At 44.5% G+C, this 21,094-nt stretch carries 20 protein-coding genes; 9 read left to right on the top strand and 11 right to left on the bottom strand.

The annotated features are described in order from the left end of the window. Positions 1-40: 40 nt before the first annotated feature. Entirely contained in the window at positions 41-475 is a 435-nt protein-coding gene (locus ACMCM8_RS15450) for a hypothetical protein (protein ID WP_412723477.1), read from the top strand. Here the strand turns inward: ACMCM8_RS15450 and ACMCM8_RS15445 are convergent. Further along, positions 472-1,425 (bottom strand): alpha/beta fold hydrolase, encoded by a 954-nt coding sequence (locus ACMCM8_RS15445; RefSeq protein WP_412723476.1) that lies wholly within the window; start codon positions 1,423-1,425, stop codon positions 472-474. The two genes, ACMCM8_RS15450 and ACMCM8_RS15445, sit on opposite strands and share 4 nt — an antisense overlap. 192 nt (positions 1,426-1,617) lie before the next feature. Between ACMCM8_RS15445 and arfB the strand changes: the two genes are divergently transcribed. The 3 genes from arfB (at position 1,618) to ACMCM8_RS15430 (ending at position 3,823) form a co-directional block, all read left to right on the top strand. After that, positions 1,618-2,034 (top strand): alternative ribosome rescue aminoacyl-tRNA hydrolase ArfB, encoded by a 417-nt coding sequence (arfB, locus tag ACMCM8_RS15440; protein WP_412723475.1) that lies wholly within the window; start codon positions 1,618-1,620, stop codon positions 2,032-2,034. Positions 2,035-2,158: 124 nt separating this feature from the next. Further along, positions 2,159-2,836 carry a hypothetical protein gene (locus ACMCM8_RS15435; protein WP_412723474.1) on the top strand — a complete coding sequence of 226 codons (678 nt, stop codon included), beginning with the start codon at positions 2,159-2,161 and terminating at the stop codon, positions 2,834-2,836. Between the two features lie 459 nt (positions 2,837-3,295). Continuing rightward, positions 3,296-3,823, top strand: coding sequence for a CC0125/CC1285 family lipoprotein (locus tag ACMCM8_RS15430; RefSeq protein ID WP_412727750.1), 528 nt, complete (start codon positions 3,296-3,298; stop codon positions 3,821-3,823). A gap of 143 nt (positions 3,824-3,966) precedes the next feature. Here ACMCM8_RS15430 and ACMCM8_RS15425 read toward each other — a convergent pair whose 3' ends face one another. The 3 genes from ACMCM8_RS15425 to ACMCM8_RS15415 form a co-directional block, all read right to left on the bottom strand. Continuing rightward, the gene (locus tag ACMCM8_RS15425) at positions 3,967-4,158 is read right to left on the bottom strand and encodes a CsbD family protein (protein WP_412723473.1); all 192 of its coding nucleotides are present in this window, start codon (positions 4,156-4,158) and stop codon (positions 3,967-3,969) included. A gap of 184 nt (positions 4,159-4,342) precedes the next feature. Then, positions 4,343-5,125 carry a siderophore-interacting protein gene (locus tag ACMCM8_RS15420; RefSeq protein ID WP_412723472.1) on the bottom strand — a complete coding sequence of 261 codons (783 nt, stop codon included), beginning with the start codon at positions 5,123-5,125 and terminating at the stop codon, positions 4,343-4,345. A 362-nt stretch (positions 5,126-5,487) separates the two neighbouring features. Continuing rightward, positions 5,488-6,735, bottom strand: a complete 1,248-nt coding sequence (locus tag ACMCM8_RS15415; RefSeq protein ID WP_412723471.1) for an MFS transporter — start codon at positions 6,733-6,735, stop codon at positions 5,488-5,490. Between the two features lie 821 nt (positions 6,736-7,556). On the opposite strand from ACMCM8_RS15415, the gene ACMCM8_RS15410 reads away from it, so the two are divergent. From ACMCM8_RS15410 to ACMCM8_RS15395, 4 genes are all read left to right on the top strand, one after another. Next, positions 7,557-10,154 carry an efflux RND transporter permease subunit gene (locus tag ACMCM8_RS15410; protein ID WP_412723470.1) on the top strand — a complete coding sequence of 866 codons (2,598 nt, stop codon included), beginning with the start codon at positions 7,557-7,559 and terminating at the stop codon, positions 10,152-10,154. A gap of 127 nt (positions 10,155-10,281) precedes the next feature. Beyond that, a complete protein-coding gene (locus tag ACMCM8_RS15405) occupies positions 10,282-11,028 on the top strand; it encodes an outer membrane lipoprotein-sorting protein (RefSeq protein WP_412727748.1) in 747 nt (248 codons plus the stop codon). Between the two features lie 17 nt (positions 11,029-11,045). Beyond that, entirely contained in the window at positions 11,046-12,494 is a 1,449-nt protein-coding gene (locus tag ACMCM8_RS15400) for a hypothetical protein (RefSeq protein WP_412723469.1), read from the top strand. Between the two features lie 84 nt (positions 12,495-12,578). Next, positions 12,579-12,791, top strand: a complete 213-nt coding sequence (locus ACMCM8_RS15395; protein WP_412723468.1) for a YgaP family membrane protein — start codon at positions 12,579-12,581, stop codon at positions 12,789-12,791. Positions 12,792-12,925: 134 nt separating this feature from the next. Here the strand turns inward: ACMCM8_RS15395 and ACMCM8_RS15390 are convergent, their stop codons facing one another. From ACMCM8_RS15390 to ACMCM8_RS15375, 4 genes are all read right to left on the bottom strand, one after another. Further along, positions 12,926-13,750: a 5'-nucleotidase, lipoprotein e(P4) family gene (locus ACMCM8_RS15390; protein WP_412723467.1), complete on the bottom strand. Its 825-nt coding sequence runs from the start codon at positions 13,748-13,750 to the stop codon at positions 12,926-12,928. 60 nt (positions 13,751-13,810) lie between these two features. Continuing rightward, positions 13,811-14,752: a GTP cyclohydrolase FolE2 gene (gene folE2, locus ACMCM8_RS15385; RefSeq protein ID WP_412723466.1), complete on the bottom strand. Its 942-nt coding sequence runs from the start codon at positions 14,750-14,752 to the stop codon at positions 13,811-13,813. 135 nt (positions 14,753-14,887) lie between these two features. After that, positions 14,888-15,295: a YybH family protein gene (locus ACMCM8_RS15380; protein ID WP_412723465.1), complete on the bottom strand. Its 408-nt coding sequence runs from the start codon at positions 15,293-15,295 to the stop codon at positions 14,888-14,890. Between the two features lie 335 nt (positions 15,296-15,630). Beyond that, positions 15,631-16,077 (bottom strand): hypothetical protein, encoded by a 447-nt coding sequence (locus ACMCM8_RS15375; protein WP_412723464.1) that lies wholly within the window; start codon positions 16,075-16,077, stop codon positions 15,631-15,633. Positions 16,078-16,292: 215 nt separating this feature from the next. Between ACMCM8_RS15375 and ACMCM8_RS15370 the strand changes: the two genes are divergently transcribed. Further along, entirely contained in the window at positions 16,293-17,006 is a 714-nt protein-coding gene (locus ACMCM8_RS15370) for a TSUP family transporter (protein ID WP_412727746.1), read from the top strand. Positions 17,007-17,121: 115 nt separating this feature from the next. Here ACMCM8_RS15370 and ACMCM8_RS15365 read toward each other — a convergent pair whose 3' ends face one another. The 3 genes from ACMCM8_RS15365 to ACMCM8_RS15355 form a co-directional block, all read right to left on the bottom strand. Beyond that, positions 17,122-19,239, bottom strand: coding sequence for a TonB-dependent receptor (locus ACMCM8_RS15365; protein WP_412723463.1), 2,118 nt, complete (start codon positions 19,237-19,239; stop codon positions 17,122-17,124). Positions 19,240-19,311: 72 nt separating this feature from the next. Then, positions 19,312-19,722 carry a hypothetical protein gene (locus ACMCM8_RS15360; protein WP_412723462.1) on the bottom strand — a complete coding sequence of 137 codons (411 nt, stop codon included), beginning with the start codon at positions 19,720-19,722 and terminating at the stop codon, positions 19,312-19,314. 68 nt (positions 19,723-19,790) lie between these two features. After that, positions 19,791-21,074 (bottom strand): sigma-54 interaction domain-containing protein, encoded by a 1,284-nt coding sequence (locus ACMCM8_RS15355; RefSeq protein ID WP_412727744.1) that lies wholly within the window; start codon positions 21,072-21,074, stop codon positions 19,791-19,793. Between the last annotated feature and the right edge of the window lie 20 nt (positions 21,075-21,094).

The raw sequence follows: 21,094 nt of genomic DNA, 5'->3' as shown, positions 1-21,094 counted from the left end.
ACCTGAAGTCAAAACTTACCGATGGAATGAGGGCAAGGACATGAATAGATCATTATTTCCTACTAGTGTTGTCACTAAAGCATTTACTTGGGCATACCAAGAATTGGGATTGAATGTGAAGCAAGCTTCTGAAATATTGGGTATTTCTCCTTCATCATTAGCCCAAACTACCCTGCTCGGATTTGAAAGTGGTACAGTGGAATATCGCAAACAGCTAGCGTTCATTCGCATGTATCATTTACTCATCTCTGTGTCAGAAGGGGACAGTGAACAAATGAAAGTGTGGTTTAGTCGCTACAACGTTGAATTGGAAGCGACCCCGTTCGCGCTGTGTAAAGAGCTAGATGGTATAGAAATGGTGGCGGATCACCTTCGCACCCTAAAGCAGAGCCTCGAGTCTAGCTTTGCATTATCTCGCTTTCACAAACCCAGTGAAGGGGCGCCATCAACGAGAGCGCAAACTGCATTGCATTAGCCAATGGCTTGGTTCTTATTGTGATCGATCTCAGCAAGCTGCCTGATAAACTCTGCACAAGCTTGAGGTTGAGTGATAGGGATCATGTGGCCAGCGCCCTTTAACGTTTTTGCTAACGCATGAGGGAGTTTTTCAGTAACTGCTTGTGTATGGGTAACGGGGTTTAATATGGTGTCCATGTCCCCGTAAAGCACACCCACGGGACAGCTTATTTTATCGTAAAACCCTTGTTGTCTGTGCAAACTACCTTGGGCTGAGACGGTATCTCGGCTGCCTTCATAAAAGCTTCTTGAATGCAACGCTAATATTCCACCTCCTTTTACAGCGAAATCCGCAGGAACAGCTTCTGGGGCGAATATTTGTGCCATTTGTTTCTTGCCGAATTTAACCCGTAACGGGCTGGCAATTGTATGAGTAACACTGCGACGAATAGCGTCACTGGGAATGTACAACATAGAAAGTGGCCCTGCTCCCCCAGTTAACGGGGTAGTCAGTGGGCATAAAAGGCTTATAGAAGTAATACGCTCTGGTGCGTCAAGTGCCATTCTCAAGGATATGCCGCCACCCATAGAGTGGCCCGCAAGTGCAGCTTCTTTAATTCCTTCCTTTTCCATCCATTCCAACAACATGGCACTTTGCTGTTCGAAGGTTGCTTCGGTTTTGGGATGGCGACTAGAAAAGCCACTTCCCGGTCTATCAACCCGATATACGGTAAAAAAAGGCGCTAGTTCATTTGCTAACTCACTGAAGTTTCGTGCGTTCCCCAATAGTCCATGGATTAAAATAAGTGCGGGACCATGGCCTTGCTTTTGCCAGTGTATAGTGCCTCCTGTTACTGGGGTGATATGGCCTGAGGGCGTAAATGCGTCATCGATACCACTATCGATTTTGCGAGTAAAAAAATAGAGCGCGACAATAATGGCGATAAGAACGATTAAAAGAATGGCCATGGTAGTATCCCTTAAGAGTATAAATATCAACCTATAGAACTGGGAATTTGTCGTCAACAAACTATTAGTGATTACGCGTTATAACTGCGAAAAATAGCTCGGCAATCGAATCTCATTAAGGGAAGGTTACAATGCATCGGATGATTCCTGTTATCATAGGGCGTACGTACTTTTAACCACGGAAGACGAATCATGGACATAGTCATCACCTCATCAATATCGATAGATGATAGTGAAATCGACATGCAAGCGATCCGCGCTCAAGGTAGCGGGGGGCAAAACGTCAATAAAGTTAGCAGTGCTATTCATTTGCGATTTGATATACATGCGTCGACGCTACCTGACAGATTAAAATCAAAACTGCTCGGGTTGAATGATAGTCGTGTGACAAACGAAGGGGTGTTTGTGCTTAAAGCACAGAATTTTCGGACGCAAGAGCAAAATAGACAAGATGCTGTGGCGCGTTTAGTTGCGTGGATTCAAAGTGCCACAGTAGAGTCTAAGCCACGCAGAGCAACAAAGGTAAGTCGCTCAGTCAAAGCCAAACGGGGTGAGGTAAAAAAGCAACAAAGTGCGAAAAAATCCCTGCGTAAGAAAGTAGAATTTTAGGTCAAAATGGCCTAAAGTATATGTCTATCAAAAGATGTCATTTCGCAAGGCAACGGAAAGTATCAATAGTAATGAATGTGCCTTGTGGATATGCTAAAAATTGGAATTTAAGGAAGCATACAAAGTGACTCGTTCAGACGTCATTCCGATGGTGCTATTTGCCGCCATAGTCGTGTCTCTTGGGATAAACACCCCTCAGGCCGCTAGTGAAATTATTGCGCGTTTGTTTAATCAGCCTATTACCAATAGTGAATTACAGCCTTCTAGCGCTGATGTAGATCGTTTCCAGTCAATTCTGACGGATAAATCAGAGAAAGAAGTACGGGCACTGCTCGCCCAGCGAGCCCTTGGTACGAGGATCACCGAATCGGTTCTTGCTGATTTTGCAGAAAAAAATGCAATCGAGCCCAATGAAGGCGAAGTTCAATCAGCTTATTCAGTCATTAAACTGTGGACGGTTGATTTAGACGAACACTCAGGTTATCAGGAAGAAGAGCTGAAGCGTTACAGGCTGGCTATGGCTCGCGGAATGGCAAAGAGTTGGAAAGTGTCGAAAGCGTTGTATGAGGCCTATGGCGGCGACGTCGTTTTTCAGCAGGATAACCCTTTAACGCCAGTTGGCGCATACCAAAAGTTATTTGAGCAGTACCGAGAAAAGGGCGAGTTCGTTATTTATGATCCCATATTTAAGGCGGCTTTCTGGAGCTCGGTAAAAATGAAGTACGCCAACTCGTACGATCCCGAAAAAATTGACTTCTCCTTACCTTGGTGGGAGAAGAGCATGACCGCCGCTGAAAAATAATTTTTGAAAGCCCTGTTACACAGGGCTTTTTTCGTGGTGTTCAAAAGCGACTAAGTTCCTTCAATGAACACAACTATAACGCAATAACTACTAACCTTGATGAAGGTGTTTTTGGACGTTGTAAACCCCGTCAATCACAGTTTTAAAATACTCTTTCGCACTTGCCACTGCGCTTCAAACACACAGCGTAACCGACCCAGGCACAGCTAAAATATGAACTAAATGTAATGATAGATTGTAAAAATAGTGACGCTATTAGGGTACTTACTTTGGGGTAGATGCCGTTCGGCAACTAGAAAAGTGAGTAGCAGCACAAGATCGTTAATACAAACGAAGTAGCGCTGTATTAACGCAAGATGAGTGTTTAAAAAAGAAGGAGTCTGCACTGTTAGCCCACGAGGCATAAACAGTGCAACTGAAACAATGAGGCCAGCTGACAAAGTGCCGAAGGAGTATATGATGATAAAGAAACTGTTGTTTTTAGTCGTGGTGATGATTGCGTATGGTTGTGCCAGTCAGCCCGATTACCGACAAGCCAAAAAAGGCGGTTTTGGGTATACCGAAAGTAAACTGAGCGACACGCAATATCGGGTTCATTTCAAAGCAAAGGGTTCAGACAAAGGAAAGGCAATGGACTATGCAATGTTACGCGCTGCAGAGATCACTCTACTACAGGGCTATGAATGGTTCGTTGTGACAGACAGAGAAACATTAGTGGACAAACAAACCGTTCAATCCGCGCCTGTCGCGGGATTTAGCCAGCGATATACTCGGGTTACCGAGTGTGGTGTACTAACTTGTCGAACCGCCTATCACCCCACTACACAATTTGAGACGGGTGTATTTGTGGGCGGCTCTGAGAAAAGTGAGATAGAAAGTATTCTGAGTATCCAAGTGGGTAAAGGTACTCGATCGGAGTCAGCTGCCAGTTTTGATGCGAAGGAAGTGCGCGCCAACTTGCAGCCAAAAACATCAGTGAATGAATAACGCTTGATTGTACGGGCTGACCCGCAGCATTGTTCGCACAGTGCGAAACAAACATTAAAAAAAGGGCCGCAGCGTATCTATCCTGCAGCCCTTAATTAACCCAAGTATCACCTACATGGGAAATAACGTTTCACGGCAGTATACTAGCTAAAGTAGCTATCTACTTCCTTTTCAGCTTCGTCACGGCTTTTACCATACGCTTTTTGGATCTTACCAACCAGTTCTTCACGGCGGCCTTCGATTACATCGAGGTCATCATCAGTAAGCTTCCCCCACTTCTGTTGTACCTTGCCCTTCATTTCTTTCCAGTTACCTTCAATGCGATCACTGTTCATAACTCGCTCTCCTTTTCTAATCAATTAAGTGATAAACCAGACGCAAGAATGACGTTCGGTTTGCACATAGTAGAAAAGCAAGTCACATTCCAATGTTTAACCTATTGATTTTAAATTAAATGTTCATTGATTGTGTAATTTTGTATTTCAAAAGTTATGCAGCTTTTACAAGTACTTGAAAACCCTACACGTGAATACTGTGCTGTCTAAGAAATGCTTCATTGTCTTGGCATTTATCAATTTTGTGTTGATCCTCACTTCTTCCCCTTTTCCAATAACTACTGATGTAAATCTGTTGGTGAGCAAGCTGCATCTCATGGGTTAACCATGTGCGTATCTCTCGCATGGAAGAGAATTCGCATGCCACCCACACGCCTGGCATGCCCGCCATCCAGGGAAGACTTCGCAGGCGCTGTGATAAAGAAGTCGTCTTGTTCCAGATAACCTTGACGCCTTCTGGTTTGTCTAACTCAATCACATCTCTCTGATCTTCTATATGAACAACGGCATAGCCTGTAGTATCAGGGGGAAGTTGTGCTAGGTGGCTTCTTATTGAGGGAAGAGCTGTTAAATCTCCAGCGAAAAGTACCCAGTCATATGTTTCACAGAGCCCGCGGCTAGTGCCTGGCCCCCTAAACAATATGCTATCACCTTGTTGTGCATTGTGTGCCCATGCTGAAGCGGGTCCCGTTATGCCTTCATTTGCTTGTAACACCATATCTAAAATCATTTCAGGCAGGGCAGGATTAAACTGACTTACTGTGTAAGTCCGCATAGCAATCTCACTGGGCTCAGCCTCTTCTTGTAGTGCATGACCGTCTAGGTCAAACATTAACTTGATATACGCACCTGAAGACATATTCGGTATTGTAAGTAAGTCTTCACCAGTCAAATGTATGCGTTGTATATGGGGAGTCAGGCGAGCTGTATGAGTAACAAAGGCTTTACGTGGGGATTGCATGGTCATTAAAAATCTCCTGTAGTAACCCTTAAACTTTATATGATAATAATTCTCATTACTATTTTAATGGTTGGGATAATATGACCGGTATAATTCGAATTTTTAGATAAGAGCGGGGCTTTTTGAAGAGAATAATATGAATTTAGGCAGAAATAGCCGGTTTTCATCTAAATTAACTTTGGCTAAGCGTTGAGAAGTAAAGGGATAAAAAGATAACAAAAAGGGGGCTATTTAGCCCCCTAAAAACCACTTAACTTGGAAAACACATTCACACAACACAAAGACGCACACTCAACGACTCTATGTATAAGATAAGATGACGATAAATTGAAAAGGTTCCATTTTTTTTTAAAAATATTATCAGCGCTTTATTTTGTATACGACTGAGCATTACATGCTTGTATATGAGCGCGCCTGAGATGGAACAGTGTAGTAAATAATACTATTGCAATTAGCGCCATTAACATCGCGGCAACGGCAAAAGGTAAGGCAATATCGGTTTGATACAACCATGCAGCAGCGGGTGGCCCTACAATATAACCCATGGCAGTAGTTGCGGTAATAAGACCTGTAATCAGTGACAGCTGAGATGGAGTACAGTAAGTGGTGGCTGCGGCCGCAAGGGCAGGGTAGGCCATGCCCATCCCAATACCCATACATGTCATCGCTATATACAAGATTGCGAAGGATTGCTGGAAATATAAACATACATAGCCAATAGCCAGCAATGGCAGCGCTAAGGTGATCATAGTTTCTTTGGCAATACGCGCTTTTTGCACAAGAGTAAACTGAACAATCAATGATGCTGCTGCACTTATCATCATGGCAATGCCCACTTTACTGGCAGCATCAACAGGAGACAGGTGATAAAAATCCATCAAGAAAAAGCCCAGTGATTGTTGCATCATTGCCATTGCAGTAAATACAAAAACACACGCCACGACAAATACATAAGGCACTTTGTTGTAACCACTCTGTTCGAGTTGTTGCCGCTGTGAGTCGGATAGTATGGTGGTGGTAGTCAATTCGGGCAGTTTAAAGTGAACTAAAATGATAGCTAAGATGGTCAACAACACAATGCTGTACAAAGGCACCAGAAGGCCTAAACTCACCAATAAGCCCGCGTAGGCTGGGCCAATAATTTGCCCTACATTACTGGCGGACGTCACCTTGCTTATAGCGCTGACTCTAGTTTGTATTGAACTTATACTCACCGCGTAACCCACGGCAGCAGGTGGCGTTGCAGACATAATGGTGGACTGAAGAGTGCGACTTATCAGTAGCGCTAAAAAAAGAGTGCTCCCTGTTATTATGCCAGTAAAGCCTGTCATCCATGTGCTCGCGAATACAAGTGTACCTATACTGTAGCCGGTAAGTCCTAGCATCAGGATTCGCTTGAATCCAACCCGTTTAGCTATTTTACTCCATATACTGGTGCCTATTGCAAAGATCAGCGCTGAGCTGGACATAATTGCGGCAATATGAAATTCACTAAGCTCTGCTTTGCGTCCCAAGGACGGTAAAGTGGTTAACATGACGCTTTGCCCGATAGAGGTGGCAAGCAGGGCACAAAATAATACGCGAAATACCAGAGAATGTGAGGAAGACACCAGCACGAAAGTGGCCCTATATAGTAAGCCGTGAAAGCGCGTAATTATAACATAAAAAAATGCCCGCCAAAGGCGGGCCAAAATCAGAGGTATGTAAAGGCCGGGATGGGCCTTTGAGGGGAGAGGGTAGTCGTCGGAAGACAACTCACCAATAACATCGACGACGCTATCAGTGTCCTCACAATGGCTTCGCTGAAGGAACATACTTACGTTCAGCGAATCCAAATTAGGTCAACAGTCCCTTGCTGCACGAGACATCACTGTCGGTGCTTGCGATGTAGGTACTCGGTGCTTGACTGCAATCCCTATGAATCAAGCGCGTTGCGTCCTGCGAGTTTGTATAGATTTTCTTTAATCTAACCTCATCATCGACCAGCAATTTAACGGACATCCGACACCCATCCTGACTAAATAGTACTGATTCTTCCAAAGTCCGTGTTAACGCAATCCTTTTACATCCAATGTCGTCAACCACCAGTATCATTTAGTAATGTAATTTGGCCTCTCCGTCGCTCAAGCTATCCTAGCTTCAAATTACATTCTGTCTTTATCCGTTAGTCTAAACTATGCTTTAACTGTGCCAGAAAATGAATTTTACTTAATGTTTATCTAAGTGCATGAATTTTAATTACATTTCATTTTATATAAATAATATTATATGCAGTTCGGAAATTTTACCTTCGGTGGCCATGTAGATTTTTCTCACGGGTGTGTAGCGTTTTACTCACACTGCTTATCAAGCGTGAGAATTAGAAATAGCTTGATTTTTGGCTACAAATATAAGATTATTTTTATATAAGGTATTTCTTATTTAAGGTGGCCTCACCATGCCAAAGGCGATAATTGAAAAGTTACTCTATCTATCCACCCATAGAGGGAAGTGGATCTATGCGGTGCTATTAATAGCTGTGATGTTTTGTGCATTTCAAATGCGCTTGATAACCATCGATACAGATCCTGAAAATATGTTGGAAGAGGCACATCCCGCCCGTGCATTCCACAATGAAGTGAAACACACCTTTTCGATGTACGATGCCATTGTGGTTGGGGTCATTGCTCCTGAGGAAGGTCAGGCATCACAGGCAATGGGGATATATTCCCCTGAATACCTCAGTGCAATTGATCGCGTCACTGAGCACGTGCTTAATATAGATGGGGTTATCGCGCGGGACGTAATGTCATTCTCAACTGTTGATAATATATCTCAAGGAAGTTCAGGAGAGCTGGTATTTTCCTGGATGATGGCAGCACCACCCCAAACCGATGAAGCCGCGCGCATGGTGGAGGCATCTATCAAACGTTTGCCTATGCTTTACGATACGCTTGCCTCGTCCTCTGGCAAGGCTGCGGCTATCTATGTCCCGATAAAAGATAAAAACGAAAGTTACCGTATAGCTGAAGATATCCGTCAGTATATTCAAACTCAATCATCGATTGCTGGTAACCAGTCCGCGTCTGATCTTCAGTGGCACATTACAGGTTTGCCGGTAGCTGAAGACCAATTTGGTGTAGAGATGTTTATCCAAATGGGGATAGCTGCCCCCGCCGCTGGCCTTATGATTTTTATTTTGTTGTTCTTGTTCTTCCGCAATGTATCGTTAATTACGGCACCTATGGTTGTGGCTATGGCCACTGTCATTATTACAATGGGTGCCCTTATTGGCATGGGCTTTACGGTACACATTATGTCATCGATGATTGCTATTTTCCTCATGCCAATTGCGGTGGTGGATTCAGTACATATATTGTCAGAATTTTCAGATCGCTATAAACCAGGTCAAAAAGCAGACGAAGTCATCACTACGGTGGTAGAGCATTTGTTTAAACCCATGTTGTTTACGTCACTGACGTCGTCAGCCGGTTTTTTCTCACTGATGCTAACGCCCATTCCCCCCGTACAAATTTTCGGCGCTTACATAGGTTTTGGTATTCTCCTGGCATTTGTTATCACGCTTACTTTTATTCCGGCCTATATATCGCGAATGTCAGATGCATCGCTGATAAAGCTTCAACAAGCCTTGCACAAAGAGGAAGGCAGTGATGTTGCACCCACATGGCTACAACGAAGCATTTTTCGAATCAGACAGGTAGCACTTAATTATAAAGGGCTACTGTTGCTGATGTTTACCGCCGTTTCTGTGGTGTCAGTGTGGGGGATTACCCAAATCCGAATCAATGATAATCCGGTTCGCTGGTTTAAAGCTGATCACGAAATACGGGTAGCTGACAGGGCATTGAATAACGAATTTGCAGGAACGTACAATGCCTATATTGTCATTGAGGATAATACTGAAACGGTAACAGCAATAGAGATGCTACAGAGTGCTGCGTTACCTACCAGCCTGGAGAGTTGGAAAGTTGCCACTGCAAATGCGCTAAGGTCTGACGATAAAGCAAATGGTTTGAACCTTCTGTCTATGCAGGTAGATGATGCATTGTTTGGCGATTTGAATAGTCAAGAGGTGCAGGCGTTGGAAGACTTGTTAAATGAAGTTGAGCAAGCGAAAACACAAAGTAAGACATTCCAACAACCACAAAACGTTGCGCTACTTTCCGATCTCCAAGCGTATTTGAGTGAGCAGCCCCTAATCGGTAAATCTCAATCGCTAAGCGACGTGATAAAGGTGGTGAACCGCGAGCTTCGTTCGGGTGAAGACAAAGATTACACACTCCCTGAAACCCAAGCTGCTGTGGCACAAACGCTGTTGCAGTATCAATCGTCGCATAGGCCGCAAGATTTATGGCACTTTGTCACACCGGATTATAAGAAGACGTTGGTCTGGTTGCAGTTAACCAGCGGTGACAATCAGGATATGACTGAAGTAATTAGCATAGTTGAAAACTACTTTAATGCGCATCCACTCCCGCCAGGTCTCACTTATAACTGGGCTGGAAAGGCTTATTTGAACGTGGTTTGGCAGGAAAACATGGTAGCGGGCATGCTCGATAGTTTGCTTAGCGCATTCATCATTGTCTTCGTCATGATGGTGTTGCTATTCCGCTCTTTAGTCTTTGGCATTTTAGCAATGTTGCCGTTGACCATTACCATTACCTTTATTTATGGAGCGATTGGCATTGTTGGGAAAGACTATGATATGCCCATTGCGGTGCTTTCAGCGCTCACTCTTGGGTTATCGGTTGATTTCGCCATTCACTTTTTGGCAAGAGCGAAAGAGATTTTCAAACAAACGGGTGACGTCAATGAAACGCTGAAGGCGATGTTTGATGAACCCGCCAGTGCGATCACGCGAAATGCCCTCGTAATCGCCCTTGGCTTTACGCCGTTGTTATTTGCTCCACTGGTGCCCTACATTACCGTAGGGGTGTTTCTCGCTAGCATTATGTTTATTTCTGCATTGGTCACACTGTTAGTGTTACCTGCAGCTATGTTGTTACTAAAACGTTGGGTTTTCAAGGAGGCCTAATATGTGTGTAGTTAAGAAGTCGTTTTTGAACCGCTTACGCCAGTCTCTATTTGCAATGACGATAGGCGTATTGTCCGTTAACGCAATAGCGGTACAGCCCACCAGTCAGAGCGATAACGCCAGCGCCATGAGTGCTGAAGAGGTGGATGCGTTGGTGAAAAAAGCCGAGCAGGTCGCGTATTATTCAGGTCATGACGGCAAGTCAATGGCACGGATGCTCATCGTAGATGAACAAGGGCGTAAGCAAATGCGTCAATTCACCATATTGCGAAAAGACGTTGAAGACAGTGACGGTGTTGATACCGGTGATCAGCGCATGCTGGTATTTTTTAGTCGCCCTACAGAAGTACAAGGCACCGTATTCAGGGTGGAAAAACACGCGGAATTAGCGAAGGACGATGATCGTTGGCTTTACTTACCTGCCCTTGATTTAGTCAAGCGCATTGCGGCAGGTGATAAGCGTACGTCATTCGTTGGGTCGCACTTTTTCTACGAAGATGTATCGGGTCGCGCCATCGCGCAGGATAGTTTCACGTTATTGGAGCAAAATGACACACACTATGTGTTAAAAGGGATCCCGAAAGACGCAGGCAACGTGGAGTTTTCTCATTATGTGGTTGAGATAGATAAATCGACTTATTTACCTACCACTATCAACTTTTACAAAGGCAGTGACAATTACCGTCGCGTTGAAGCTGTCAGTATTGAAAACATACAAGGCTTCCCCACGGTAACGCGAAGTAAGGTGTCTGATTTGGCTTCAGGTGGCTATACCCTTATGGAATTCAGAGGTGTGCAATACGACATCGGCTTGCCTGATAATATATTCAGTGAGCGTAGTTTAAGAGTGCCTCCTCAGTCTTACCTTAACTAAAGGAAAAGCAGAGTATTATGATCCAGGGTATTGGGTTCACCTCATCACGCCTTACAGGCATCGCTTTAGCTATGCTACTGATTAGTGCACCTTGGGCACATGCTCAGGAAGCTGATGTTGTTAGTAAGACGACGCAAATCGAGCAAGAAGAGCGTGTTGACGAATTCGGTGATGCGTTTTCTGATGCCTTCGATGATGCCTGGGGGGACGATGACTGGGGTGATGACGATTGGGATGAACAAGACGATACGTCCGGCGCATTCACTGTTAGTGGGTTCGGTGAACTTGCGTTGGGAAGTCGCATGTCTCGTGACCCCGCGCTTAATACCTACCGCACCCTTCGGGATGCCAGGGTTCAATTTCGCGGCGATTATGCGCTGAAAGCGTCATCGTTTTCCAGCAAAGTAGACCTGTGGTATGACGGTGTAAAAAGCGAATGGGAAAGTCAAATAAGAGAGCTGGCCTGGCAAGGCAGTCTAAGCACCCTGTTACCATCTCGTTGGGCTGAAAGCGCTGATTGGGCGCAGGCGTTTGACCTCAAAATTGGGCGGCAAGTGCTGACGTGGGGAACAGGGGACTACGTATTTCTCAACGATCTTTTCCCGAAAGACTATCAGTCGTTTTTTGCTGGGCGGGACGATGAATATTTAAAAGCCCCAAGTACAGCGATTAAAGTTTCAGGCTATTTTTCGTTGGCTAACGTCGATGTGGTGTACATGCCTGAATTCGAGCCAGATGTAGGGATAACTGGAGAAATATTTTCTTTCTACAGTCCACAGCTCGGTCATAATATTGCACCCGCTTTTACTGTTAGTGGCGATAATAGACCCACTGACAGTGAACTTGCTTTGCGGGTTTATAAAAGCATTTCTGGGGTGGAGCTTGCCGCTTATGGTTATAAGGGGTATACCAAGCAACCCACTGCTTTTGATTCAAATGGTCAGCCGCGATACAGCGAAATGAATGCCTTTGGCGCAAGTGCAGTCAGTCCATTTGGCAAAGGTATTGCCAATACTGAATATGTATTTTACGACAGTCGGGAAGACCGTTCTGGAGACAATCCTTTTGTGGCCAATGATCAGAGTCGTTTTTTAGTCGGCTACAGCCAAGAGTTATTTCCCAATGTTACCGGTGCACTTCAGTGGTATACAGAAGCTATTCATGACGCCGATAGGCTTGATCGCACTTCCCAATCCCCTGAACGTCTTCAGGAGAAATATCGACATTGGGTAACCACGCGTGTGACCTGGTTAGCACTTAGACAAACACTGACGTTAAATGCCTTCTTATTCTATTCGCCCAGCGATGAGGATGGCTATTTAAAAGCGACGGCAATCTATTCACCTACCGACAAATGGCAAGTTCGCGGTGGATTGAACCTGTTTGCCGGTAATGAGCCCTATACATTTTGGTCACAATTTGAAGATGCCAGTAATGTGTATGTTGCATTTCGCTACTTCTACTAATGCCTGTTGACTTCATTGAGATGAGCGTCTCGACAGGTGCTTGGTAGCTAAATTTTTTCATTAATTCATATTGAGGATTTCGTTATGTCACAAGAAAAAGCATTGACTGCCTTTGCTGGTTTTATGGTGTTACTCTCCGTTGCACTGACGCATTTTGTGCACCCATATTTTATGTGGTTCACTGTGTTTATTGGGGCCAATCTGTTTCAACAGAGCTTTACCGGGTTCTGCCCAGCCACCATTTTTTTCAAGAAAGTACTTGGGCTGAAAAGCGAACGAGAACTGGCAAAGCAGTAATCTAGCAGTGGAAATAGCACGATAAGTGCGTATGCAAGCCAGATAATATGGCTTGTGTAGATGTTGAAAAACGCTGATTGGGTGAGACACTCACCCAATGCGCAATGAATTGGTATGGGTAATACTGGGTGTAATTACCACGATCCATACATGGGGTTAGGTAACAGGAAATACTCACTCCCCACTTTTTGTCGCAACTGGCTGAGATCGGCAGACTCCTGAGTGATGCCAGAAAAATCTTCCACGTTGTCGCCAATTTGCATAATGATGGTGTGCTGTTCACGCCAGGTTTCGCTTTGTTCGTCTATGGAACAGTTGATTTTTCCTTCGCGCAATAGTGCACGTCTTCTATCTTTATCGTTGATAATTCCAGTTTGTCCTAGCGCCATTTTGTCAGCTTTCTCGCGCCCGACAATACACGTGTTTGCTGGCGTCAATGGCAGGCCCAAGGCGAGTAAGTTTTCCCATGTGTAGCGATCTAATTGCTTGTCGCGATTGGTAATTAACACTACCTTTCCCTCTCGAGCAAGCACCGCATTTAAAAAGCTGTTCACACCTGGCACAAGGGAAGCTTCTTTGCGTTTGACCCAACTCTCCCAACTCTTTGAGGTATAGCCCAACCCCACCGACTCTCTTTCTTTCTGGTACTGGCTGTTATCAAGTACAGTTTCATCCACGTCCATTACAATGACTTCATTTTTGGTAAATTGTAAAGGTAGCGCCGCTTCTGCCTGCTTATATACAAATTCACTTAAGACTCGGTACTCTTTGCTGGTCGTTTGGTATGTCACAGCTGAAGAAACGGGTGTCGCTGATATTTCAGAGTTAGTGGAACTAGTGTTAACTGACGAGGTACTAGTTACACAACCAGCAACGCTGGATAGGCATACGACAGAGACCGCTATTTGGACAAAGCGAGAAGGGGAAGCAAACCGAATTTGTTTGGCAAAAGGCAACATTGTTTTTCCTAAGTGTTGTTGGCACATTAATATGTAGTGTTCAATGCAAATTGAGCATGACTAAAGCGCATATTGCGACGTATTTACTATGCCACTAATTGTCGCTACTGCGTCGTGAGCGTGTAGACTTTCCTGATGTACTACTTTTACACAAAAACGGGTGGCGTGGTAATACTTGCTTAACGTTGCATGTAGACGCCTCGCCGCATCTTCAACAAACATCAGGTTTTGTGCGTTGCGCTTGGCAAAGGCTTGCTCATCTTCACGCTTCACCGCTGTTTGAAGCGGTGTCCCTAACGCGTGCTCGACCCGATCTATTATTTCTACAAAATCAGGTACAACAGGCTTAGACATCTCTAGCGTTACGTGGGCTAAAGAGCGTTGTGCATGGGGGGTAGCGATACTTGAGTCAATAGAATTAAGCCAACCTTTGACGCGTGCGAGCGACAGTGATTGTCCGTTGAATTGCTTTTCGAATTCCTCCGCTAAAGCTTGACGAGAAAGTGATGCAGAGCATGGACACGTGCTTGAATAAGGAACAGTGAGATTAACTGTGGCGCTGGTCGCTTTCCCTTTGGTGATAAGAGAAAGTCTGGCAGCATATTTTTGATAACCAAAAGCATGACTGACCATGGCTGGTCTTAGCACGTTTAGGTCAAAAGTGAGATCGAGTTTAGCCTCTTGACTTAACCCCTCTTGGGAGGCCACCAAGTTAGTCATTAAGGGTGTTAAACCGGCCGTGTTTAGGATTTGATTACTCAAATGCTGTTGCAACAGGTGGTACAACCTCGACATGTGAATACCTTTGGCTTGGTGATTATCCAAGCTTACTGAGACATGTGCTTCTCCATGACTGGCCAAGCACACGTTGTCCTTACCTAGTACCTTTATGGGAATTGCAATGCCTTCCATCCCCACCCAGTTGATCGGGGCACAGATGTGAGCTGCAGAGTCTCTAACAACATCAGACAGCACTGTGGTTGGGTTACTTTGTTGTGACAAACCATTTACCTATAAACCATAGTTATTGTTATACTATAACATATCATAAAGTGTTTAAGCACTCACCATGTGCATAAGGGATTAGGCTGGCTGTTGCGATTAGGCGCATGACTTTCTATGAATGAGTAGAGTGAGTCAGGCAAAGTCGAGCAGGTCAGTACCAAAGAAATTATCGATGATACAGCGCCATTCACCAGTTGCGTCTTTTTGCATGACATACACTGCGCGTTTACCTTCACATGGTAATGCATGAGGTGTGGCTTTGGGAACGAGGTAAAGTTTTGCTACCACAAGGGCAATATCACCAGCCTGTATGACCCTTTCATCGCCTGTGGTCACTATATGATCAGGCATGAATTTCTTTTGAAACTTCAATAATGCACTCATACAGTCTTGTTGGAGGGATGGGTCCTGAGAGGTAACTGACATGGGGGTAGACACCACCTGTGCCCCCTTGCCGTAACACTTAGCCAGTGCGTCCTGGTCGCCCTGATTTACTGCGTCGTGTAGCTGCTGTAACACGTATGATATCGAATTGTTCATGACTGTCGTTCCGGTTTACCGCAAGACGAGCCAATAAAAAACCCGCCTTAGCGGCGGGTTTAGTGAAATTTATTTGCGCACTAGCTAACCCGCCCATTCGATAGAATAGCGAGAATAATAATCAGGTTAGATAGGGTTGCTGTGCTTTGACGTAGCATTAATTGCTCTGGTACGTTGCTTGTTGAACACAGTATTCAACGGCAGTTGACCAAAGTCAACGACTCCCTTTTAAAAAATAACGGGAAGAAAAAAGCAGGTAAAAAAGGAAACGTTAAGATTAAAACGACAAAGGGGCGCCCAAGCGCCCCTTTTCGATAAACGGGTTCTAAATAGAATTAGCCGTTAAAAGATTTGTTATACTGTTTGGCGAATTGAACTAGCGCCATACCGTTACAAACGACTTGCTTTGGGTGAACCTTTGCTAAGAAACGACGTTTTGCTTTGCTGAACTCTTCGTTAGAGGTTGCAGCTGCAATACACAATTTGGCTTCGTTTGATGCATTTGCATTTCTGAATTTTGCATTATTATTTGTATTGGTGTTTTCTTGCTTTTTCAACGTGGCAATAAACTCAGCGATTGGCGTGTCGTTACACAGGACTTGGTCTTTGCTAATGGCTAGGATGTTATTGTCGCGAAGTACGTCTTCTAGCGAATCACTTGACTGTGCTGCAGCAACGCAAGCCTTGGTAAACTGTGAGTTGTCGCTAGCTTCAAGCTGAAATGCGTGAGCGTTAGAAGCAATAGCTGCAACAGATAGTAAAGACGCAATTAATTTAAGCATGACCGTTCCTATAAAAGTGTGTTAATCAAAAAATCACCAAAATCTGCGCGCATTTTAGACGATAAAACACATTTCACAATTGAGTAAAATTGCATCAAAGAATTAGTTTTTCTAATGCGATATGATCTAAAATGTCACAAATGTTGGAGAAGTGTTAAGTGGAATACTTACAAACGTTAATTACAGCTGATAGTGCCATTTCTTTAACAACGGCAATGCTACTTATTGCTACTTCTATGTTTACTTCTTTGATGACAGCCACACTGGGAATAGGCGGAGGGGTATTGTTGTTGGCGGTAATGGCTGGAAGTATTCCGGTAGGCGCGCTTATCCCCGTGCATGGATTAGTGCAATTAGGCTCTAACGGCAATCGTGCACTGATGACTTTCAAATACGTCGATTTCGCCATGCTGAAGTATTTTTCAATGGGCGCATTAATTGGTGCCGTGGCAGCGTCATTTATTGTTATTCAACTTCCATTGGTTCTTATTCAGTTTGCCGTCGCCGGTTTTATTTTGTTTTTGGTATGGGGAAGCAAGCCCCAAGCCCAGGAAATGCAACCAGTGGGAAGAGCCTTGGCTGGTTTTATCACTACTATTTTGTCCATGTTTGAAGGTGCTACCGGCCCTTTAGTCGCCGCATTTGTGCATCGCAACAACTACAACAAAATGCAGATTACCGGAACATTCGCCAGTTGCATGACCTTTCAGCATGGGTTGAAAGCATTTGTTTTTACCTTTGTTGGCTTTTCTTTTACCCAATGGGCAGGGTTGGTTGTGGCCATGATCGCTAGTGGCGCGCTGGGAACCTTTATCGGACTTAAAGTATTGAAACGCATTCCAGCTGAGAAGTTTTTACTCGTGTTTAAGGTCGTAGTGACATTACTAGCTTTACGTCTTTTGTGGCAAGCCTTGGCAAGTGCGTGGTAAGTTTGACGACTAAACAACGCCAGTGGCTCATCACCACTGGCTTTACTTTTTAGGGCAGCGTTAAATCAATTGCGTAAATTTATGTAATCGCAAAATTATTGCAGCTTCACCAATATTAAAAGCGATAGCTCAACGACAGGTGCCATTCTCGTCCAGCTGCGGGCACTCGCTCGCCCACTTCCACATCAGAATTCATCACCCGATTAATGCCTGTTGTGTGCGGCGCATACTGTTTGTCGAAAAGGTTGTGGACAGTTGCGGTGAGTATAAGGTTTGAGTGAGTGTTAGTCAGCAGCGTATAAAACCCGGTCACATGCACTAGTCCATACCCTGCTGAGATCCGTTCATTTTGCAAATTCGATACATGGTTTTGCGCGCCTGTTAACTCAGACATTACTTGCAACGAAAGTGGTTTTTCTAACAACATTGTTTCCCACTGGATAGTGGTGATCAGCTGCTCTGGGGCAATGCGAAATAACGCGTCGTCAATGTCATCGCGGTTGCCATGTTGAACACTTGCTACGGCGTTTAGGCTGATGCTGTCACTGAGGTGCCCCTGTAAGGTAAGATCTGCGCCTTTGATAACCGCGTCTGTGTTTGTCCACTGGAAGGGTAGAGTACCCGCCATCATAGTCGACACCATGTTGGCTGCCATATTGCTGCTAACTGCCCCTGTAATGTAGTCTTCAATGTCTTGATAAAACAGGCGGGGTGAAATAGACCATTTGGCATAGGTGTAATCAAACCCTAGGTCTATTTGGCGCGCAACTTCGTTGTCTAAATTTAGGTTACCTATATAGTTGAAGCCGTCGGCCATACCACCGGAAATGCCTAGTGGTAACCAGGTGTAGCGCTCGAAATAGGCCGGAGCGCGATTTTTTTGAGATGCTCCAAGTACGATATTTAAATTGTTATTGACATAAAAGCGAGTAGTGGCGGCAATATCTAGCATGTTGTAGTTGCTATCGCGCTTTGACGTGTTGAAGTTATTCACTAATGTGGCAATAGCTGGATTCATCATCACCATATTCGAGCCAGCCAACCCTGCATCCATGTTAACGCGTGTGTATCGGGCGCCAATAGTTGAAGAGTATGCTTCTTTGTTGAACTCCCATTCAGCATACACACTGGCGGTGTCTTTTTCCGCGTTAGTAAAGTTATTAACGAAGAACATACTGTTGTTAGGATTAGTAATGGTGGAATTATTTCGGCTGTGGTGTAGGTATGCACCGAACTCCACTCTGCTAGTATCGAAAGGCATGACGTACTTAGCATCTAGGCCTTGAGCAATAGAGTCTGCATTATTTTCTCTTGCTCTATCTGGCGACATCACCATACGTTGAGAAAAATTGTCCATAGCGTGCTGATTGCTATTGCCAAACCAGCTGAGGGTAAGATATTCGGATTCGCCGATATTGAAACGATAGCCAAAGCGATACCAGGCAGCATCAATAAAACCAATATCCATAGCAAGAGCGGGTGTGCCGCTTTCGTTAGTATTGAGCAGTTGATAGCTGGCATCAAATTGATGATCACCCCATTCAAAGCCTAGTCTGAACTTACCGCCATTTCTTTGGTAATGGCTATTGGGTATAACAGTGTTATCACCTGACTCTCGTTCGTCTCGCTGCTGGTGAGTAAAGGCTCCACTGGCAAAGGAATGGTCAGTTTTGTACAGCACATTACCATGATATTGCTGACCGCTTCCGGGGGATATTACGCTCGCGTTTACGCTGCCGGTAAAGCCAGAATTCAAATCAAAAAGCATTGAGGCGTCAGAGTGAATGCGTAGCTTGCCACCTAACGTTTGTACGCCTGTGCTTACTGGTACAATACCACGATAGAGTGTGGCGGTGAGTCCTGGTTCAGGAAGTACATGTGATAATGGCGAGTCCATAGAGTTTGGTCCAGCACCGACAATATCTACGCCGTCTATACTTACGCCAACCCTGTCACCGTACAAGCCTCGGTATTGAATGAGTCCTGTCACTGGACCATTTCGAGAAATAGATACGCCAGGTAGTTTGGCGAGCTGATCACCAAAGTCAGCGTGGATATTGGTAGCGGCGGTCACCGTTTCTTGCTCAATTTTTGTATCAATTTGAGTAAGTGGAGTACCCATAACTGTAATTACTTCAGTTGAAGCGTTTTTATCTAAACCAGTTGTGTTTGCACAAACATGTGCAGACGCGCAGGCAGCTATTGCCCCAAGCGCAATTATTGAATGCTTCATAACAATTCCATTCTTAAAAACGTATGTGGTGCATACCCAAGATATGCTCGCTAAGTGTGTTTTTAGGCGTTGTTATGCGTGTGGTGGTGCTCGGCTTAAGGGGGCCGCGTAAGCAAATGCCGTATAAGGTTTTGCGGCCAGACGAGTAACTAATGCGCGATAGCGAATTACAGATAAAACGGGCAACGCGGTTTGTGGAGTATGATCAAAGTGAGGCAGGTCTGCCAATGTGCCGTTGGTACAATCAATATGCTGAACTGGGGCGTTGAAGTCTTGAGGACTAACAAAAACAAATTCACCTTCGAGCTCTGTTGCGCTAAGCGATATGTAGCGCATAGATTTACCCGTACAGATAAGCTCGATATCTTCCCCCACGAAAGCACGTGCTTGCTGCATTGTGAATGCGGCAAGGCCTAACGCAAATGCATTTTGAAAAAGCATGCACAGGCAAAGTGAAATCGTTAATAGGCGTTTTAATGTCATGAATTATTTGTATTGTTAGCGCTTTTTTATAATAGCCTGTGGCTGGGTATTATTGCTACCTGTTATTGTTAATCAGTTCGAACACCAGCTCTTTTTAACTTCCTATAAAGCGTGCGGGTACTCACGCCTAGCGCCTCTGCCAGTTGGTTTATATCGCCGTCAAAATCAGTAAATAGTGTGTTTAGGTACTTACTTTCCAAATCTTCTAATGTCATGACAGTATCAATCAGGGTAGAAAACTCGTTGTGGGGCTTATCTGTTAGCTGGTCATCTAGATATGGTAAGTCTGATTCATAGATAGTGGTTTCATCGGCCAGCAACACAGCTTGTTCAACGATATTTCGCAGTTCTCGAATGTTGCCTGGAAAAGCATAGTTAGTGAGTTTCTCTAATGCCCGTTTATGAAATCGCTTTTTTTCCTCTGATTGAGATAAAAAGTGCGTTGCTATTAGTGGAATATCAGACTTTCTCTCTCTTAAAGCAGGCAGTTTTATTGGAAAACCGGCAATGCGGTAGTACAGATCTCGCCTAAATTCGCCTTTTACTACCATGTCTTTTAGGTTTTTATGTGACGCGCAGACTAAACGAAAATTAGCTTTTTTAGTAACCACACTTCCCACTGGTCGATACGTCTGGGTTTCGAATAATCTTAATAGTTTTACTTGCATGGGAAGCGGAATATCGCCTACTTCATCAAAGAATAAAGTACCACCTTCGGCAGCCTCAACCAGGCCTTTTTTATTCGTTGAAGCACCGGTAAATGCCCCTTTTTCGTAACCGAACAATTCGCTTTCAAGGAGTGTGTCAGAAAGTCCTGTGCACTCAATGACAACAAATGGTTTATGCGCGCGACGACTGCTTGAATGGAGCGCGTGAGAAACTAGTTCTTTACCTGTACCTGTATCACCTTGTAATAGTACCGAAATTTCTGAATTGGCGGCGCGGTTTATCTTATTTAGCATTGTTTTAAATGCATCCGATTCGCCAATCATTTTTCCTGCTGAAGGTCGGTGAGAAGCAAATGACAATTTGTCGAGTATTTCTAAATAGCCTAATAACTCACCATTGCTGTCATAGATTGGGCGCATCAAAATATCGCAGTAACTATGGCCTGTGCTTGTAGTATGAATGTGCACTACGCTGGAGGCTCTACCCGTTTTCTTAATTTCTTGTATGGGACAGTTTTCGCCGCATTGATCGCAGGGCTTAGTGTTTCGATGGGACACCTGATAGCAGGTGCTGTAGCCAAGTTTTATGTCGACTGGATAGCTGTCTTTGTAGAGAGTGTTAACGGCCTCAATAACGTAGCTTTGGTTGATAAAGATAGCGGGTTTGTCTATCGCATCTATCATTGCTTGTACAATCGATATAT

It is taken from the genome of Alteromonas sp. D210916BOD_24 (assembly GCF_047159385.1).
GTDB lineage: Bacteria > Pseudomonadota > Gammaproteobacteria > Enterobacterales > Alteromonadaceae > Alteromonas.
Note: the sequence above shows the minus strand (reverse complement) of the source record. Positions and strands in the feature narration are given on the sequence as shown.

Coding starts and splice junctions, on each gene's coding strand:
- ACMCM8_RS15450 (WP_412723477.1), top strand. CDS start 41: ATGAATAGATCATTATTTCCTACTAGTGTTGTCACTAAAGCATTTACT.
- ACMCM8_RS15445 (WP_412723476.1), bottom strand. CDS start 1,425: ATGGCCATTCTTTTAATCGTTCTTATCGCCATTATTGTCGCGCTCTAT.
- arfB (WP_412723475.1), top strand. CDS start 1,618: ATGGACATAGTCATCACCTCATCAATATCGATAGATGATAGTGAAATC.
- ACMCM8_RS15430 (WP_412727750.1), top strand. CDS start 3,296: ATGATAAAGAAACTGTTGTTTTTAGTCGTGGTGATGATTGCGTATGGT.
- ACMCM8_RS15425 (WP_412723473.1), bottom strand. CDS start 4,158: ATGAACAGTGATCGCATTGAAGGTAACTGGAAAGAAATGAAGGGCAAG.
- ACMCM8_RS15420 (WP_412723472.1), bottom strand. CDS start 5,125: ATGACCATGCAATCCCCACGTAAAGCCTTTGTTACTCATACAGCTCGC.
- ACMCM8_RS15410 (WP_412723470.1), top strand. CDS start 7,557: ATGCCAAAGGCGATAATTGAAAAGTTACTCTATCTATCCACCCATAGA.
- ACMCM8_RS15405 (WP_412727748.1), top strand. CDS start 10,282: ATGAGTGCTGAAGAGGTGGATGCGTTGGTGAAAAAAGCCGAGCAGGTC.
- ACMCM8_RS15400 (WP_412723469.1), top strand. CDS start 11,046: ATGATCCAGGGTATTGGGTTCACCTCATCACGCCTTACAGGCATCGCT.
- ACMCM8_RS15395 (WP_412723468.1), top strand. CDS start 12,579: ATGTCACAAGAAAAAGCATTGACTGCCTTTGCTGGTTTTATGGTGTTA.
- ACMCM8_RS15390 (WP_412723467.1), bottom strand. CDS start 13,750: ATGTTGCCTTTTGCCAAACAAATTCGGTTTGCTTCCCCTTCTCGCTTT.
- ACMCM8_RS15380 (WP_412723465.1), bottom strand. CDS start 15,295: ATGAACAATTCGATATCATACGTGTTACAGCAGCTACACGACGCAGTA.
- ACMCM8_RS15375 (WP_412723464.1), bottom strand. CDS start 16,077: ATGCTTAAATTAATTGCGTCTTTACTATCTGTTGCAGCTATTGCTTCT.
- ACMCM8_RS15370 (WP_412727746.1), top strand. CDS start 16,293: ATGCTACTTATTGCTACTTCTATGTTTACTTCTTTGATGACAGCCACA.
- ACMCM8_RS15365 (WP_412723463.1), bottom strand. CDS start 19,239: ATGAAGCATTCAATAATTGCGCTTGGGGCAATAGCTGCCTGCGCGTCT.
- ACMCM8_RS15360 (WP_412723462.1), bottom strand. CDS start 19,722: ATGACATTAAAACGCCTATTAACGATTTCACTTTGCCTGTGCATGCTT.
- ACMCM8_RS15355 (WP_412727744.1), bottom strand. CDS start 21,074: ATGATAGATGCGATAGACAAACCCGCTATCTTTATCAACCAAAGCTAC.